The organism is Streptomyces sp. NPDC051576, from assembly GCF_040681835.1.
Classification (GTDB): domain Bacteria; phylum Actinomycetota; class Actinomycetes; order Streptomycetales; family Streptomycetaceae; genus Streptomyces.
The window spans coordinates 249,835-266,658 of sequence record NZ_JBFAZO010000003.1 but is presented as its reverse complement, the minus strand read 5'-3'; the positions used below and the strand labels follow the sequence as shown (position 1 = coordinate 266,658).

Sequence of the window (16,824 nt, the reverse complement as noted above, 5' to 3'; positions counted from 1 at the left end):
TCCTGTTCATCGTGATGGGCACCCTCCAGGACACCGACCTCCACACGCGCGTGGAGCCCTCGCGGAAGTGCGGGGCTCCTTGTCGGTCGTCAACTCACCAGCGCCGGCTGCCTGACAGCCACCCCGCGACCGGTGGCCGCCCACCGTGTCGCCGGGCCCATCGCGTACGACGCCGCCACCGTGGCCCCGCCCAGCAGCAGCCAGCCGGGGGTGCCCCACTCCAGGAGGAGGGACGTCAGCACCAGGGGGCCCATCGTCCTGGCCACGGTGACGCCGGTACCGAAGAAGCCCTGGTACTCGCCCCCCCCGGCCGACCGGTGCCAGGTCGAAGGAGAGCTGCCAGGAACCCGCCGACTGGCCCATCTCGGCGGCGACCTGGAGTACCGCTCCGACCACCAGCGCCCCCACGGCCACCCACGGCGACGTGCCCGCGGACAGTGCGAAGGCCGCGCAGGCCGCCAGCATCACCCAGCCGGACCGCCGTACCGCGCGCGTGGCGGACGCGATTCCCGTGATCCCGCGGGCCGTCCGGACCTGGAAGACCATCACCGCACCGGTGTTGAGCACGAACAGGGCAGAGACCAGCCAGGTCGGCGCGTTCGTCCGCTCGGCCACCCACAGCGGCAGCCCGAGGCTGAGCAGCGGCATCCGGAGCAGCAGCACGGTGTTGAGGAGCGTGACGACGGCATACGGCCGGTCCCGAAGGACACCGAGACCGTCGGGCTTCCGCACCCCGGCGGCCCGTACCGACGGGAGCCGCAGCAGCAGCCCCGCGCACACCAGGAAACTCACCGCGTCCAGCGCGAACACCCCGAGGTACGCCGACCGCGTCCCCGCCCGCAGCGCGAGCCCGCCCAGGCCCGCGCCCACCGCGAGCCCCGCGTTCAGCGTCGACTGCAGATGGGCCAGCAGCCCGGTCCGCTCCCCGGCGGACACCAGCCCCGCCAGCAGCGCCTGCCGGGCCGCCGCTAGCCCCGACTGCGCGGAGGCGTAGGCACACGCGGCGAGCACGAACGGCACGAACCCCCGTACGACGAGGAAGGACGCCACCGCGAACCCCGTCGCCAGCGCCAGCAGCACCGCCGTACCGCGCGGCCCCCGCCGGTCGGCCAGCCGCCCCAGCGGCACCCCCACCAGCGAACCGACCGCCCACGCGAGGGTGAGCCCGAGGCCCACGCGCGCGGGGGCGAGGCCGACGACGTGGGTGAAGTACAGCGCCGAGGTCACGTAGTAGGCGCCGTCGCCGACGGAGTTGGTCAACTGGGCCAGTGCCAGGGTGCGTTGCGGGCCCGCGGGCGGGACGAGCGAGTTCGTCATGACTACGACGGTAGGCCGAGGTTGGACCTGTCATAAGGTCCAATAGGCGTCATATTCACTGGCCCAATTGGGGGTGAGCCGATCCCCTCACGCCCCCTCCAGCACCCGCCCCAACACCTCCAACGCCTCCGGATACACCCGCTCCCGAGGCGTCCCGTACCCCACCACCAGCCCTTGAGGGTGTTCTCCACCCGCGTGCCAGTGCTCCCCGAGCCGTCCGACCGCGAGCCCCTCCTTCTCGGCCAGCGCCAGCACGGCCTCCTCGTCGTCCACCTCCACCAGCGCGTGCAGCCCGGCCGCGATCCCGCGCACGCTTCTGCGCGTCCCGAGCCGGCCGAGGAGCTGGTCGCGGCGGCGCCGGTACCGCAGCCGGCACGCGCGCACGTGGCGGTCGTAGGCATGGCTGTCGATCAGTTCGGCGAGCGCCAACTGGCCGATGGTCTCGGTGTGGTGGTCGCTGTGCAGCTTGGCGTCGGCGATCGGGTCGACCAGGTGGGGCGGCAGCACCATCCAGCCGAGCCGCAGCGCGGGCCCGAGCGTCTTGGAGGCGGTGCCCAGGTAGACGACCTGCCCCGGCGCCATCCCCTGGAGCGCGCCCACGGGCTGCCGGTCGTAGCGGAACTCCCCGTCGTAGTCGTCCTCGACGATCAGCCCCCCACGCGCGCGTGCCCAGTCGGTGAGCGCCCGTCTGCGCTCGGGATGCAGGGTCACGCCGGTCGGGTACTGGTGGGCCGGTGTCACCACCACGGCCGCCGCGTCCCCCAACTCCTCGGCGCGGGCGCCCCGTTCGTCGACCCGTACGGGCACCACGTGCCCGCCGTTGTGCCGCACCACCTCCCGGTGGAAGGGCAGTCCGGGATCCTCCATGGCCACCCGGGAACCGTCGAGCACGCGCGTGAGGAGCGCGAGCCCCTGCACATACCCGGAAGTGATCACGATCCGCTCCGGTGGCGCGATCACCCCGCGTGCCCGCCCCAGGTAGCCCGACAGCGCGGTGCGCAGTTCGATACGGCCGCGCGGGTCGCCGTAGTCGTACGCCAGGGAGGGGGCCGTCGCGATGGCGCGGCGCAGTGAGCGCAGCCAGGCCGCCGCCGGGAACGCGCCGACGTCGGGACTCCCGGGCCGCAGGTCGAAACGGGGTACGCGCGCGCGTGCCGCCGCCCCCGGTGCCTCCGCGTCGACCGAGGGCAGCAGGGCGACCTGGGTGCCGGACCCCTGGCGCGCGGTCAGATAGCCCTCGGCGACGAGCTGGTCGTAGGCCGCCTTCGCGGTGCCCCGGGAGACGCCGAGTTCGGTCGCGAGTCGGCGGGTGGCCGGGAGGCGGGTCCCGGGGGCCAGCCGGCCGTCGCGTACGGCGTCCCGCAGCGCGCGTTCGAGACCGACCCGGCGGCCGCCCTCCGGGTCGGGTTCCAGATGCAGGTCGACCCCGACGCCGGACCAGAAGTCGTTCACGAAAAAGCCCTCCCCCTAGGCATACGACTTGGCATATGACAGCCGTGCGACTGGCGCCGACCGGCACACGAATGGCCGGGCACCGCACGTGTGCCCGGCCATCAGTCTTGTATCAGCTCCGTCTTGTATCAGCTCTGTCAGCCCTTGAGGGACGCCATCCAGGCCTCGACCTCGTCGGACCGCCTGGGCAGGCCGTCGGACAGGTTCCGGTTGCCGTCCTCGGTGACGAGGATGTCGTCCTCGATGCGGACGCCGATACCGCGGTACTCCTGGGGGACGGTCAGGTCGTCGGCCTGGAAGTACAGACCGGGCTCCACCGTGAGGACCATGCCGGGCTCCAGGGTGCCCTCCACATACGTCTCGGTCCGCGCGGCGGCGCAGTCGTGGACGTCCATGCCGAGCATGTGGCCGGTGCCGTGCAGCGTCCAGCGGCGCTGGAGGCCCAGCTCCAGGACGCGCTCCACAGGGCCCTCGACAAGGCCCCACTCGACGACCTTCTCGGCCAGCACGCGCTGCGCCGCGTCGTGGAAGTCGCGGTACTTGCCGCCCGGCCGCACCGCCGCGATACCGGCCTCCTGGGCCTCGTACACGGCGTCGTAGATCTGCTTCTGGAGCTCGCTGAAGCGGCCGTTCACCGGCAGCGTGCGGGTGACGTCGGCGGTGTACAGGGTGTGCGTCTCGACGCCCGCGTCCAGGAGGAGCAGGTCGCCGGAGCGGACCGGGCCGTCGTTGCGCACCCAGTGCAGGGTGGTGGCGTGCGGGCCGGCGGCGCAGATCGAGCCGTAGCCGATGTCGTTGCCCTCGACGCGCGCGCGGAGGAAGAACGTGCCCTCGATGTAGCGCTCGCCGGCCGCCTCGGCCTTGTCGAGGACGCGGACGACGTCCTCGAAGCCGCGGACCGTGGAGTCGACGGCCTTCTGCAGCTCGCCGATCTCGAACTCGTCCTTGACCAGGCGTGCTTCGGAGAGGAAGACCCGCAGTTCCTCGTCGCGCTCGGCGGTGACCTTGTCGGTCAGGGCGGCCTCGATGCCGGCGTCGTACCCGCGCACCACGCGCACCGGGCCGGTGGACTCGCGCAGCGCCTCGGCCAGTTCGCGGACGTCGGAGGCGGGGATGCCGTAAAGCTGCTCGGCCTCGGCGAGGGAGTGGCGGCGGCCGACCCACAGCTCGCCCTGGCCGGAGAGCCAGAACTCGCCGTTCTCGCGGTCGGAGCGCGGCAGGAGGTAGATCGTCGCCTTGTGACCGTCGGTCGTGGGCTCCAGGACGAGGACGCCGTCCTCGGTGAGGTTGCCCGTCAGGTACGCGTACTCGACCGACGCCCGGAAGGGGTACTCGGTGTCGTTCGAGCGGGTCTTCAGGTTGCCCGCGGGGATCACCAGGCGCTCGCCCGGGAAGCGCGCGGAGAGCGCGGTGCGGCGGCGGGCGGTGTGCGCGGCCTGCTCGACCGGCTGCAGGTCGTGCAGCTCCGTGTCGGCCCAGCCGGACTTCATGCTCTCGGCCAACTCGTCGGACACGCCCGGGTACAGGCCGTTCTTCCGCTTCTTGATCGGCTCTTCAGGCTCGGTTTCCGGGGTCTCCGGGTTGAGCTCGTCGGCCACGGTCATCCTCCTAGATACGGCACTGGACCCCGTCCATCGTACGGTCGTACGGAAGGGGGTCCAGGGCCGTATGGCCTGTTACACATGGCTGCCGGGCGACTACTCGAAACGGCACGCCAGGAGGACGACGTCCTCGTCGCTGTCGGCCGTGTCGAGGCCGTCCGGCAGCACGGTGCGCAGCACGTGGTCGGCGATCGCGGCCGGGTCCTCGCGCAGCGCCTTGGGGACGCTCGCCGCCGCCGAGTGCAGGCGGGCGAAGGCGCGGTCCATGGGGTCGCCGGTGCGGTGCAGCAGCCCGTCGGTGTAGAGCAGAACCGTCTCGCCGGGCTCCGCCTCCAGCTCCACGCTCGGCGCCTCCCAGCAGGCCAGCATGCCGAGCGGCGCGGACACGGAGGTCTCCACGAACTCCGTGCGCCGCTCGCCGACCAGCAGCGGCGGGCTGTGACCTGCCCCCGCCAGGGTGATCTTGCGCAGCGCGGGCTCGCAGTAGGCGAACAGGGCGGTGGCCGAGCGGGCGGGCTCGGTGAGCCTGAGGAGCAGTTCGAGGTCGGACAGGACCGCGACCGGGTCCTCGCCCTCCATCACCGCGTACGCCCGCAGGGACGCGCGCAGCCGACCCATCGCGGCGATCGCGCTCGGCCCGGAACCGGTCACCGAGCCGACGGCGAGGCCGAGCGCGGCATCCGGCAGCGGCAGCGCGTCGTACCAGTCGCCGCCGCCGCGCGGACCCGTGCGGTGCAGCGCGGCGAGCTGAACACCGGCCACGCGGGGGAGCCGGGACGGCAGCAGCTCCTCGGCGATGGTCGCCACGCACGCGCGCGTGCGCTCGACTTCGAGCAGCCGGGCCAGGTGCTCGGTGGCGTAGCGGGTGTACAGACCGGCGAGATGGCGCTGCCGCTCGACCGGCTCGGCGGGCTCGTCGTACAGCCACACGGCGGCGCCCAGCCGCCCGGCCGCGTCGGTCGCCAGGGGCAGCGTGTAACTGGCCGCGTAACCCAGGCGTACGGCGACCTCGCGGTGGCGCGGGTCGAGGCCGTCCTCGGCGAACAGGTCGGGGTGGACGATCTCGTCGCCCCCTGGGGTACCGACCGGGCTGTCGAGGAGTTCGCCGTAGGACATCGCCCCGCGCGGGACGGTCTCCATGTGGCCGAGGTCGGAGCGGGCGAGGCCCAGGCCGATCGTGGTGTGGGGGCCGAGGCCGTCGCCGGGTTCCAGGACGACGAGTCCGCGCCGGGCGCCCACCAGGGCGGCTCCGGCGCGCAGCAGCTCCTGGAGCGCCTCGTCGAGTGCGTCCGTGCGTGCCAGCCGCTCCGTGAGTTCATGGAGGGTCGTGAGATCGGAGACCCAGCCGGCGAGACGGTCCTGGAGCAGGGCACCTGGCGCGTTCTGAGCGGTGTCCGGCGGGTTCTGGACGTTCGAGGAGGGGGCCGGAGGGGTACCGGTGGCGGCAGGCGCGGGCGCGACAGTGTGTGCGGGCGAGGGAACCGTTGAATCGATTCCAGCCACTTTCGGAGGGTGAGGGGCGTTCATGGCGTCCGGCTTTCCGACCGGTGCGTATTGCTCAAAAGCATCGCAAACCCCCATGTCATTCTGCGCCGCTGGCAGTGTCTCCACATGTACACGCACTCGTGAGGGGATGTCCAGCATTGTCCTGCTGGGATTCCTGGTGTCCATGGGTTTCGCGGGGGCATTTCGCTCTCCCCTTGCGGATTGGTGAAGTTGGCTTAAAACTGCATCAGGGGACGGTCCATTGCGGTCGACTGGGCTTGCTCGACGGAGCGTCACAGCGGTCGTGATGGGTACGTACTCGGAGAAGGCCAGGGGTGGCTGGGGGCCACCCGGAACCTGATGAGGAACCCGGGCGTCTTAACCACCGACGATCGTGCCCCATCCTCCCGTGGCGGAGGCGGAGAGAAATACGCGGGACGGCAAACGCCAGACTTCGCCACCCCCACGCCACGCCCATGCTTTTCAAGCACGCACGGGTTCCCCTTGCCGAAGGCAGGGGTGTGATGCGCCAACAGGTACGCACAGTGCAGTGATCGACACATGGTGTGATGTGGTCCTCGGTGTTGCCAGCGGTGCAACGGAAAGGAACGAGCGCTCATGCGCGAGATCCTCGGAAAGCGACGCAGGCTCCTGTTCAGGCGAGACAGCAGGAGGTCTGAGATGCTCGGCGCGGCCCTGACCTTCGCGACAGATTGGCAATGGCCCGTACTCCCGGGCGTGGCACCGGATCCCCAGGGACGTGCCCGCTGCGGCTGCCCGGACCCGGAGTGCACGGTGCCCGGCGCACACCCCTTCGACCCCGGCCTTCTGGCGGCCACCACCGACGCCCGCATGGTGCGCTGGTGGTGGGGCAACCGACCCACCGCCCCGATCGTCCTCGCCACCGGCGACAAGGCTCCCTGCGCGGTCAGCCTGCCCGCCCCCGCGGCCTCCCGGGCCCTCGCCGCGCTCGACCGCCAGGGCATGCGCCTGGGCCCGGTCGTCGCCGCGCCGACCCGCTGGTCGCTGCTCGTCAAGCCGTACTCCATGGAGCAGTTGGGCGAGCTGCTCTACGCCAAGGACCACGTCCCCGGCTCGCTGCGCTTCCACGGCGAGGGCGGCTACCTCGCCCTGCCACCCTCCGAGACCGGCCAGGGCCAGATCCGCTGGGAGCGCGCCCCCCTGCCCGGCTCGTCGTCGCCCTGGGTCCCCGATGTCGAGGCCGTGGTGGACGCCGTGGTCGAGGCCCTCACTCGTACGGGTGTGAGCGCACCCGAGTTGTAGGGGTGTCGGGCGCGCGCGGAACGCGGCGCCCCGGGTAGGTCGTTATCTTCCGCTGTATGAACCTCCGTCTGCTCGCCCTCGCGGGCGTCGCGGTGTGCGCGGTCGCGCTGCCGCTGGCCGTGGCGTCCGCAGGGCCCGTTCGCGACGAGGGCCACGCAGTCGTACGTTCCCTCTCGCACACTTCCGCCGGCGACTCCTCGCGCGCTTCCTCCGGAGCCTCTTCCGGCGACGACGACAAGGTGCCGTCCGCCGCTCCCGCGCCCACCCGCTCCCCGCTGACGCTCGGCCTGGGGCTGGCCACCGCCGCCCGCTGCGGACCCGGGCTCTCCTCCCCCGACGGCATCGAGGCGCAGACCTGTGTCATGACGCAGGGTGAGGAGACCTGGGCGCGGACCTACTACCGCAACACGACCGGGGACGACCTGGATTCGGTGCTGAGCCTCATGGGCCCGGCGGACCGCACCGTGCAGATGCACTGCGCCGTGGAGGCCGAGGACGAGCCCGCGCTGTGCGAGACACCCCGGGAGCGGACACAGGGCGATCTGGCGGCCTACACGGCCGTGGCGGAGTTCGCCGGGCAGGGCGGGCGCGGGCCGCTGTTGCTGCGCTCGGGGAGCAACTCCTCGGCGCCTACGGCGAGTTGACGGAGCACGTCGTTCCGTACACGCGGGCCGGGCATGAAAAGACCCGGTTGCTGGCGACGGGGGATGCACCAGCAACCGGGCTACTCGAACGGTAACAAGAGATCGGCGGTTCGCAAATTCGATCTCGGCTATTCGGACACCGACTTCCTTTTCACAACGGGGAGTTGTGACAGGAGTCACCCGAGTGAACAGGCCTGTTGCGACTGAACCGTCGGTCAGTCGAACCCCTGCTCCCATCCGGGTGTCAGCTCAGCGTGACCTGCCGGTTGGTGAGGCCCCCGCGCGCGCGGCGCTCGTCCGGGGTGAGCGGTGCCTCCGTCGCCAGCGCGGCGGTGAGCCGCTCGGCGAACTCGGCGGCCGGCTTCTCGATGTCGTCCGCGGTGAGCCCGCTGGGGAGGTCCCAGACGGGGACGGTGAGACCGTGAGCACGGAAGGACCCCACGAGACGGGTGCCTTCACCGAGACTGGAGCGGCCCGCGGCGTGCAGCCGGGCGAGACCGTCCAGAAGCTGCTCCTCGGGGTACGGCATGACCCAGCGCAGATGGTTCTTGTCCGGGGTCTCGCACCAGTACGCGGCGTCCACGCCCTGGAGCTTCGCGGTCGGGATGGCGGCGGCGTTGGCGCGCTCCAGGGAGGCGGTCACCTCCGGCGTCGCGTTCTCCGCCTCCGGAACCCAGAATTCGAAGCCCGCGTGGACAACTGGCTCGAAGGCGCCTTCGGGGTCGAGCAGATCCTGCAGTCGCGGACCGTCGGCCGGGGCGCGGCGGGCCTGCACCGGAGTGCCCGGCTCCGCGTCCAGCGCGCGCCGGAGGGTGTCGGCGAGGTCGCGGCTGATGTCGCCGGACGCCGTGTCGTTCTGCAGGCCGAGCAGGACCGAGCCGTCGTCGCGGCGCAGGGCCGGCCAGGCCATCGGCAGCACCGTGGCGAGCGTGACCGAGGGGACGCCTTCGGGGAGACCGCCCTTCAGGGGCAGTTCGACCGTGGCCGCGGGGACCAGCTCGCGCAGCGCCACCCAGTGGCCCTCGCCGGGCAGTCCCTCGAAGGGGCGCTGCACCAGCTCGGTCGCCGCGTGTGCGGCGGCCCGGCCGTGGCATGCCTTGTAGCGCCGGCCGCTGCCGCACGGGCAGGGCTCGCGGGCACCGACGACCGGAAAGTCTCCATCAGCGCCCGCGGTACGGGCCCCGTCGCTGCGCTGCGGCCGCTTGGCCGTGGTCTGGGGTCGCTTCTTGGCCATCGTGGGTGTCTCCCGGTTACGGCTCGTCTCGTACGGCGGGAGCCTAGCCGTTCACGCCATGACCGACGGGAGCCTGTGGACAACCGTGTGCCTGTGGACGGATGTGCCGGTCCGGCGGGTCAGTCCAGGTCGTCGAAGGCGTCCGCGAACTCCAGCCGGGGGGCCGTCGACACGGTGGGCGCCGTGACCCGCGTAGCGAAGTCGTCGCGTCGGTGACCGGCATCCGGATCATGGACGTCGGCGTGCACGACGACCCACACCGTGACCTCGCCCCGGGCCTCGTCCCGTACGCCCCAGTCGTCGGCCAGGGCCGTGATGATGTTGAGCCCGCGTCCGCCGTGCGCCGTCACCGACGGGGTGGCCGGGGCCGGGCGGGTCGGGCCGCCGCCGTCCGTCACCTCGACCGTGAGCCGTCCGCCCGTGTCCACGCGCCAGGCGCACCGGACGTCACCGTCACCGGCCAGGGCGTCGCCCAGCGGCCGGCCGTGCTTGCACGCATTGCTCAGAAGTTCGGAAAGGATCAGTACGGCGTCGTCGATGACCGCTTCCGACACACCACCCGTGCGCAACTGATCGCGCATGCGATGTCTTGCCTGTCCCACGCCCGCAGGGCCATGGGTCACGGCCATGCTCGACGACGCGGGCACCTCCTGTGCCACCACCAACGCCACCCCCGAGACCTCCTTCGCCCCACGCCACGGTGTGGATGCCCCATTGGCCTGTACCGGAAACCGGCCAATCCACGTTGAGTGACGCATTCGCCACGATCGAACACGGACCGAACGCGCCGGAGCACTCCCTGTAATCGAGTGGCTTGTTTTCGATGGTGTGGCCGAGTTCGGAGGATGGTGCAGGTGAGGTGCCCGGGTCAAGGGGTGTTTGGCGGTCTTTATGAGGTTCTTTAAGGTTCCCGGCCGAGCTGGCTCAGAACGGCCCTCGGCCGGTTGGTGATGATGGCGTCAATGCCCAGGTCAACGCAGAGATCGACGTCCTCGGGCTCGTTGACGGTCCATACGTGCACCTGATGACCGGCGTTTTTCAGCCGCTCGATGTACGCAGGGTGATTGCGGACGATCCGGATCGAGGGGCCTGCGATCCGGACACCGGCCGGAAGTCGACCGTCCCTGAGGCGGGGCGAGAGGAACTGCAGCAGGTAGACCGTCGGCAGCGTGGGGGAGGCGGCCCGCACCCGGTGCAATGATCGCGCCGAGAAACTCATGACCCGTACCGGGGAGTCGGCGGCGGTGGCGGGGGCGTCCAGGCCGAAGCGCTTCAGAAGCACCAGCAGCCGTTCCTCGACCTGCCCCGCCCAACGCGTCGGATGCTTCGTCTCGATGGCCAGCTCCATCCGCCGGCCCGCGTCCGCGACGAGTTCGAGCAGCCGCTCCAGGGTGAGGACGGAGGTGTCCTCCCGGTCCTCCGGAAGGTGCTCCCAGTCGGGCTCCTCGTCCCGCGTCTTCCAGGAGTCGCGGCCCTTCCAGGAGCCGAAGTCGAGGGCGGCCAGATCGGCGAGTTCCAGTGCCGACACCGCTCCGCGCCCGTTCGACGTACGGTTGACGCGGCGGTCGTGGACACAGACGAGATGGCCGTCGGCGGTCAGCCGTACATCGCATTCGAGAGCGTCCGCACCGTCCTCGATCGCCTTCTTGTAGGCGGCCAGGGTGTGCTCGGGCGCCTCTTCGGAGGCCCCGCGGTGGGCGACGACTTGGATCCGGTGCTGCCGTGCGTGGGTCACCGCGTCATGGTGTCACCGCCCAGCGGTACACGTGGAACCGAGAAGGTGCTGGTATGCGCCTTTTTTAATTGAATGAACCCATATAAAGGGTCGCCATGGACCCACAGGCACCGCTTATGGTGCCCTGACGTCCGGTGGGAAAAGCTGACGGCATACAAAAGCACATGCACAGCTGTTTCGCGCCGGACCATCGACAAGCGTGAACGAGTGTGACCGCATGCTTCCGAGAACAACAGCCGTGGACCGAGGAGAAGAGCTGTGAGCACCGAGAACGAGGGCACTGAGGTACCCCCGGCCCCGTCTGCACCTCCTGTGCCGGTGGAATCTCCCGCAGCTTCCCCGCAGCCGGCGGCGCCCGAAGGGGGCGCACCCACGACGCAGCTCCCGCAGGTGCCTCCGAGCGCCCCGCAGGACACGCCGCACGCCGGGCACGCGCCCGCGTACGCCGCCGCGCCCCAGGCACCCGGACCGCAGACACCCGGCCCGCAGGGCACGGGATCCGCTCCCGACGCCGCCTGGCCGCCCCCGCCGCCCGCCACCCCGTCGTACGCCGACAACGGCACGGGCGCGGCTGCGGGCGCGTACGGCGGCGAGGGCGTGGGCGGATACGGGGGCGACGGGTACGGAGGCGACGGAGCCGGCGCGGGCGGCGGCTGGGGCGCCGCCTACCAGCAGCAGCCCGCGCCCAAGAAGCCCGGTGGCGGGCGCGGCGGGCTGATCGCCGCGGTCCTGATCGCCGCGCTGGTCGCCGGCGGCCTGGGTGGTGGCCTCGGCTACACCCTGGCCAAGGACAACGACAACAACAGCAACTCCACCACCGTCTCCGCCGACACCGGCAGCAGCGCCTCCGTGAAGCGCGACCCGGGCACCATCGCGGCGGTCGCCGCCAAGTCGCTGCCCAGCACGGTCACCATCGAGGCCGAGAGCACCAGCGGCGAGGGCGGCACCGGCACCGGCTTCGTGTTCGACACCCAGGGCCACATCGTCACCAACAACCACGTCGTCGCCGACGCGGTCGACGGCGGCAAGCTCACGGCGACCTTCCCGAACGGCAAGAAGTACGACGCCGAGATCGTCGGCCACGCCCAGGGCTACGACGTCGCGGTCATCAAGCTGAAGAACGCCCCCAGCGACCTGAAGCCGCTCGCCCTCGGCGACTCGGACAAGGTGGCCGTCGGCGACGAGACGATCGCCATCGGCGCCCCCTTCGGTCTCTCCAACACGGTGACCACCGGCATCATCAGCGCCAAGAACCGCCCGGTGGCCTCCAGCGACGGCAGCTCCACCAGCAAGGCGTCCTACATGAGCGCCCTGCAGACCGACGCCTCCATCAACCCCGGCAACTCGGGCGGCCCGCTGCTCAACGCCCAGGGCGCGGTCATCGGCATCAACTCCGCGATCCAGTCGACCAGCAGCGGCGGCCTCGGCGACAGCGGCAGCCAGTCCGGCTCGATCGGCCTGGGCTTCGCCATCCCGATCAACCAGGCGAAGTACGTCGCCCAGCAGCTCATCAAGACCGGCAAGCCGGTGTACGCCAAGATCGGCGCCTCCGTCTCCCTGGAGGACAGCACCGCCGGCGCGACGATCACCACCGGCTCCTCCGCGGTCGAGGCCGGCGGCCCCGCCGCCAAGGCGGGCCTCAAGGCCGGCGATGTCATCACCAAGCTCGACGACTCGGTGATCGACAGCGGCCCGACCCTCATCGGCGAGATCTGGACCCACAAGCCGGGCGACAAGGTCAAGATCACCTACAAGCGCGACGGCACGGAGCACACGACCGACCTGACCCTGGGGTCGAGGGTCGGCGACAGCTGACGTAGCTCCGACGACCGGCGGATCGACGGATCCGCCGACCTGATCGGCTGACGGATCGACGGGCCGGGCAAGGAGTCTCCTTGCCCGGCCCGATCGTTTTCCGCCCTCCGCGACTGTGCGCGCACACCATGGGAACCGGATTCCTCCCAGCGGCGAAGTACGGGTGAAAGCCCAGTCTTCATCAGCGTGTTCGCATGGACGAGAGGAGCCCCGATGGCCGTCCGACCAGGCCTCGAAGTGGGGCACGACAGTGGCGTCGCGATGAGTGACGCCTCGGTGATCGAACGGTCCTGGGACGAGCCCGAGGCATTCGCCGTGCTCTTCGACCGCCATGCCGACCCGGTGCACCGTTACGCGGCGCGCCGGCTCGGCACGGAGGTGGCCGAGGACCTGATGGCGGAGACGTTCACCATCGCCTTCCAGCAGCGCTTCCGCTACGACACGGAACTGGCCGATGCCCGCCCGTGGTTGTTCGGCATCGCGACCAACCTCGTGGGCCGGCACCGGCGCGCCGAGGCCCGGCGGCTGAGGGCGATCGGCCGGCTGCCGTCGGCCGCCGGCGCCGAGGACACGGTCGCGGACCGGGTGGCCGCACGGGTCAGCGCGGAGGCCATACGCGGCCAACTGGCCCTGGCGATGGCCCGGTTGTCCGCCCGGCACCGGGACGTGCTGCTGCTGGTCGCGTGGGCCGACCTCGGCTACGAGGAGGTCGCACGCGCCCTGGAGATACCGGTGGGGACGGTCCGGTCACGGCTGCACAGGGCCCGCGGCAGACTCCGCGACGCCTTGGGCGGATCCGATCCCACAGCCTTCCGAGAGGAATCCGACGATGAACCGGTTCGACGAACTTCCGAGGCGTGAGGGAGGCGGACGACGATGAACGAACTCGAACTCCTCAGGAAGTGGGACGCGGACGCGCCCCCGCTCACGGACGCCGCACGCGCGCGTGCCCGCTTCCGCCTCCACGAGGCGATGCGCGCTCCCGCCGCCCCGGTGACCGTCGGACGCCGCCCGCTCCTGCGGATGGCGGTGGCCGGCGTCGCGACGGCCGCGGTCGCCACGACCGTGCTGGTCGCCGAGAACGACAACACCTCACCGCGCACCCGGCCGGTGAGCGCGACCACCGTGCTGCACGGGGCGGCGGCCGAGGACCGCAGACTCGAAAAGCCGGTCGCCCCGCGCGACGACCAGTTCATCTACACCAAGGAGATCATCAAGGAGACCCCGACCGGCGGCGGCCGCACCAGGACGTACGTCGACGAGAGCTGGGACTCGGTCGACGGCTCCAAGCGGTCGTACGTCAGCGAACTGGGCAACAAGCAGTGGGTCCCGGTGTACCCGCCGAACCAGACCAACTGGCCGCCAAGCAGGTGGGCCCTGCTGAAGCAACTGCCCACCGATCCGGGGAAGTTGCTGATAGCCCTCCGGGACGGGCCCGGAAAGCCGGACTACAGCAGGCCGATGAAGGGCGACGACTGGCCGAAGACGCAGTTCTTCGTCTCGGGTCTGCTCCGTACTTCCATCCTGCCGAAGGGGCTGCGTTCCGCGGCCTACGAGGCGCTCGCCGCCGTCCCCGGCATCAGGGTCCTGCCCCACCAGAAGGACGCCGACGGCCGCGTGGGCATCGGCATCCAGTACGTGGGCCCTGCGGGAACCCCGTGGGAGAGCGGCGAACCGGTCCTGGTCTTCGACGCGAGGACGTACCGGTACTTCGGCATGCACGACCGGCGCACGGCGGGCGGGACGACATACGAACAGTGGTCGTACGTCGCCGCGAGCGCTGTGGTGGACCGGGTGCTGCAGCGCCCGTAGCGAGGCCCGGCGAGCGCGGGAAATCATGGACCATGCGATCGGATGCGATCGGACGACTGGCAACTCACCGAAGACCTGGCCGACTTCCTCGCCCGAGGCGGAGACTTCCTGCGCTCGCGCCCCGCTCTGCACACCGTGCAACTGACAGTGATGGAGGGGCTACGAAGGCGCAGGGCGGCCGAACACGGCGCTCAGCCCCCTGTTCGGCCGCCTGGAACAAGGGGGCAAGGTCAGGCCGCCTTCTACCGCCTTCCGTCCTGCGGTCTCGCCTCCCGCCCAGTCCCGAGCAGGCCGACACCCTCGCCGCCCACCTGGCGGGCCTCGGCCACTCGCTGCCCTACGTCACCGCCGACCGGAGCACCGCCGCCTTCGCCGAGGCGTGACGGCGGCAATGGAACTTCGCTGGCCGACCATGGGCCGACAGCCCACGGCTCCCCCGTCTCCCGGTACGCTGTACCCGCCCCACCCCAGGTGGCGAGGGGCGCAGGTGGGTTGCCCGAGCGGCCTAAGGGAACGGTCTTGAAAACCGTCGTCGCAGCGATGTGACCGTGGGTTCAAATCCCACACCCACCGCAGTGACCATAAGGTCCCGTCCGTAAGGGGCGCTCTCCATAGGGGGCGCCCCTTACGCGTACCTACCCGTCTTACGGCCGGCGCCCCGTCATCCGCGCCGCAGAGGCGATCGTCGCCCGTGCCTCCCGCTCGGAGAGGCCCGTGCCCAGGGCCGCCTCGACCAGGGGGTCGACGAGGGCCGGGCCGATGTCGTTCTCGTAGGCGCGGCAGGCTGCCCAGAAGAGGCGGGTATTGCGTTGGCCCTCGTGGGCGGCGAGGACGAACTGGACCAGGCCCTGGCCGTGTTGGCCGGTCGAGGCAGGGGTCGGGTGGTTGGTGCGGGGTGGCGGGAGGAGTAGACGCAGGAGCGAGGGCGGGCAGGGCGCGGGTGCCAGGTGGGCGGTGGCCGGGGCGGCGCCGTAGAAGCCGTGTTCGGTGCGGGAGCCGGGGCCGACGAGGTAGCCGCCGGCGCCGCGGATGTCGATGCCGGGGGCGAGGCGGCTCGCGGAGTTGGGGACGACCACGTCGGGTGGCCCGCTGAGCCAGAGGTGGCGGCCGCCGCTGGGGGTCAGGACGACCACGGTCTCGGGGATCGTGAACAGATGGCGGAGGGCCAGCTCGCGCAGGGCGGACGAGGAGTCCGTGCCGGTCTTGGTGTCGAGGTCGATGCCGATCAGGTGGTGCGGCGGCAGTCCGCAGGCGATGCCGTAGCCGGTGGCCCAGGGCGCGGCGGCGAACAGCTCGCGGATGCGCACCGGGTCGGAGGAGGCGTCGTAGACGCCGTGGCCGAGGAGCCCGCACTCGCCGTGGCAGGGCGAGCCGGTGGCACCTGTGGCGCCTGACGGGTCCGCGCGGTGCGGGGAACGCAGCGCCGGGAGTTTGGTCCGGGACAGAGGGATGACGGCCAGTCCGCGTTCGGCGGCTGACAGGGCGTGTGCGAGGGCCAGCGTCGTGGCCTGCCGGTCGGTGGTGGCCATGACTCCATGTTCGTACGAGTGTTCGAAAAAGGGAAGGGGAGGCGGCGTCGACTCGCCCGGGTCGAGCCGATTGGCCGGAAAAGTGCCGGAACGCTTCGCCCCTTGGGGCGCCTAGGGTGAGCTGCTTGTCGAACTGTCCGTACTGCCCCGAACTGCGGCTTCGGTGCAGTCAAAGGGGTTTATCGACTTGTCATCACGCTTCAGGGGGAATAACCGCTTCCGGTCTGGTTCGCCGGGGATTCGGTGGGCAACTCTGATCTCGCGACGTCGTGCACAACACCGAGGCGGTCGGCCAACTGCCCTGGTAGCAGCCGTACTTGAAGCCGTACTTCATGTGCGTCCGGCTACGGAGCCGGTACGTACCCTGTTCTGGAGGAACAACATGGCAAGCATCCGTACCGCCCGCGTCATCGCCGCCGTCTCCGCCCTCCCGCTGGCAGCCGCCCTCTTCACCGGCGTCGCGGCGGCGGACAACGGCGCCATCGCGGGCAACGGATCGAACGCGGGTGTGGCGACCGTCAGCGGCAGCGGGGTCGGGCACGACAACAAGGGCAACTCGTCCACCACCCAGCAGCAGGCGGTCGGCTCCGGGGCCTCGAACCAGAGCAACACCGCCCAGGTCAACGGATCCGCGTTCACCGCCATCAACCAGGGAAACTCGAACGTCGCCGTCAACTTCGCCAACTTCTGGTAGCCGCGCCCGACTTCCGCTCGGGGATGCGCGGAGGTGTCTGAGGTGTGCTCTGTGGGGTCGTAACGCGTCTGCGCGGTGGTGCTTCGGTGCCGCCGCGCAGGCGTTTTTCGTGTGCCACGCGCGCGTGCCGGCAACGACCTTGACAGTGCTCGGTATCTGACGGACAGTCAGAAACCTTCCCCCTCATCCTCATCCTCGCCCGTACGACGCCCCGGAGGTCCG

13 protein-coding genes, 1 tRNA gene and 1 pseudogene are annotated in these 16,824 nt (G+C 71.1%); 7 read left to right on the top strand and 8 right to left on the bottom strand.

The window, feature by feature from the left end; genetic code table 11:
* Window positions 1–89 precede the first annotated feature (89 nt).
* The 4 genes and pseudogenes from AB0M63_RS11020 to AB0M63_RS11005 all read right to left on the bottom strand — a co-directional run bounded on the left by AB0M63_RS11020 (window position 90) and on the right by AB0M63_RS11005 (window position 6,014).
* Window positions 90–1,317 (bottom strand): annotated as a pseudogene (locus AB0M63_RS11020) (MFS transporter).
* A gap of 87 nt (window positions 1,318–1,404) precedes the next feature.
* Complete coding sequence (locus AB0M63_RS11015; protein WP_366019165.1) at window positions 1,405–2,769, bottom strand: PLP-dependent aminotransferase family protein; 1,365 nt, start codon at window positions 2,767–2,769, stop codon at window positions 1,405–1,407.
* 137 nt (window positions 2,770–2,906) lie between these two features.
* Entirely contained in the window at window positions 2,907–4,373 is a 1,467-nt protein-coding gene (locus tag AB0M63_RS11010; RefSeq protein WP_366019164.1) for an aminopeptidase P family protein, read from the bottom strand.
* Window positions 4,374–4,466: 93 nt separating this feature from the next.
* Entirely contained in the window at window positions 4,467–6,014 is a 1,548-nt protein-coding gene (locus tag AB0M63_RS11005) for a PP2C family protein-serine/threonine phosphatase (RefSeq protein ID WP_366019163.1), read from the bottom strand.
* 459 nt (window positions 6,015–6,473) lie between these two features.
* Here AB0M63_RS11005 and AB0M63_RS11000 point away from each other — a divergent pair, with 459 nt between their 5' ends.
* Both AB0M63_RS11000 and AB0M63_RS10995 read left to right on the top strand, forming a co-directional pair.
* On the top strand, window positions 6,474–7,139 hold the full coding sequence (locus AB0M63_RS11000) for a bifunctional DNA primase/polymerase (protein ID WP_355910471.1): 666 nt from the start codon (window positions 6,474–6,476) through the stop codon (window positions 7,137–7,139).
* Window positions 7,140–7,195: 56 nt separating this feature from the next.
* Window positions 7,196–7,783, top strand: coding sequence for a hypothetical protein (locus tag AB0M63_RS10995; protein WP_366019162.1), 588 nt, complete (start codon window positions 7,196–7,198; stop codon window positions 7,781–7,783).
* 244 nt (window positions 7,784–8,027) lie between these two features.
* On the opposite strand, the gene AB0M63_RS10990 is transcribed toward AB0M63_RS10995, so the two are convergent.
* The 3 genes from AB0M63_RS10990 to AB0M63_RS10980 form a co-directional block, all read right to left on the bottom strand.
* Window positions 8,028–9,017 carry a DUF5926 family protein gene (locus tag AB0M63_RS10990; RefSeq protein ID WP_355910477.1) on the bottom strand — a complete coding sequence of 330 codons (990 nt, stop codon included), beginning with the start codon at window positions 9,015–9,017 and terminating at the stop codon, window positions 8,028–8,030.
* Window positions 9,018–9,136: 119 nt separating this feature from the next.
* Complete coding sequence (locus tag AB0M63_RS10985; RefSeq protein ID WP_355910480.1) at window positions 9,137–9,775, bottom strand: ATP-binding protein; 639 nt, start codon at window positions 9,773–9,775, stop codon at window positions 9,137–9,139.
* A gap of 143 nt (window positions 9,776–9,918) precedes the next feature.
* Window positions 9,919–10,752: a glycerophosphodiester phosphodiesterase gene (locus AB0M63_RS10980; RefSeq protein ID WP_366019161.1), complete on the bottom strand. Its 834-nt coding sequence runs from the start codon at window positions 10,750–10,752 to the stop codon at window positions 9,919–9,921.
* A 258-nt stretch (window positions 10,753–11,010) separates the two neighbouring features.
* On the opposite strand from AB0M63_RS10980, the gene AB0M63_RS10975 reads away from it, so the two are divergent.
* The 4 genes from AB0M63_RS10975 (at window position 11,011) to AB0M63_RS10960 (ending at window position 14,952) form a co-directional block, all read left to right on the top strand.
* Entirely contained in the window at window positions 11,011–12,567 is a 1,557-nt protein-coding gene (locus tag AB0M63_RS10975; RefSeq protein WP_355910486.1) for a trypsin-like peptidase domain-containing protein, read from the top strand.
* A 213-nt stretch (window positions 12,568–12,780) separates the two neighbouring features.
* Entirely contained in the window at window positions 12,781–13,428 is a 648-nt protein-coding gene (locus tag AB0M63_RS10970) for a sigma-70 family RNA polymerase sigma factor (protein WP_366019160.1), read from the top strand.
* 15 nt (window positions 13,429–13,443) lie between these two features.
* The gene (locus tag AB0M63_RS10965) at window positions 13,444–14,379 is read left to right on the top strand and encodes a CU044_5270 family protein (RefSeq protein WP_366019159.1); all 936 of its coding nucleotides are present in this window, start codon (window positions 13,444–13,446) and stop codon (window positions 14,377–14,379) included.
* 486 nt (window positions 14,380–14,865) lie between these two features.
* Window positions 14,866–14,952 (top strand) — tRNA-Ser (locus AB0M63_RS10960).
* A 71-nt stretch (window positions 14,953–15,023) separates the two neighbouring features.
* Here AB0M63_RS10960 and AB0M63_RS10955 read toward each other — a convergent pair.
* Window positions 15,024–15,908: a bifunctional DNA primase/polymerase gene (locus AB0M63_RS10955; RefSeq protein ID WP_355910497.1), complete on the bottom strand. Its 885-nt coding sequence runs from the start codon at window positions 15,906–15,908 to the stop codon at window positions 15,024–15,026.
* Between the two features lie 382 nt (window positions 15,909–16,290).
* Here AB0M63_RS10955 and AB0M63_RS10950 point away from each other — a divergent pair, with 382 nt between their 5' ends.
* Complete coding sequence (locus tag AB0M63_RS10950; RefSeq protein WP_033285529.1) at window positions 16,291–16,602, top strand: hypothetical protein; 312 nt, start codon at window positions 16,291–16,293, stop codon at window positions 16,600–16,602.
* Window positions 16,603–16,824 lie beyond the last annotated feature (222 nt).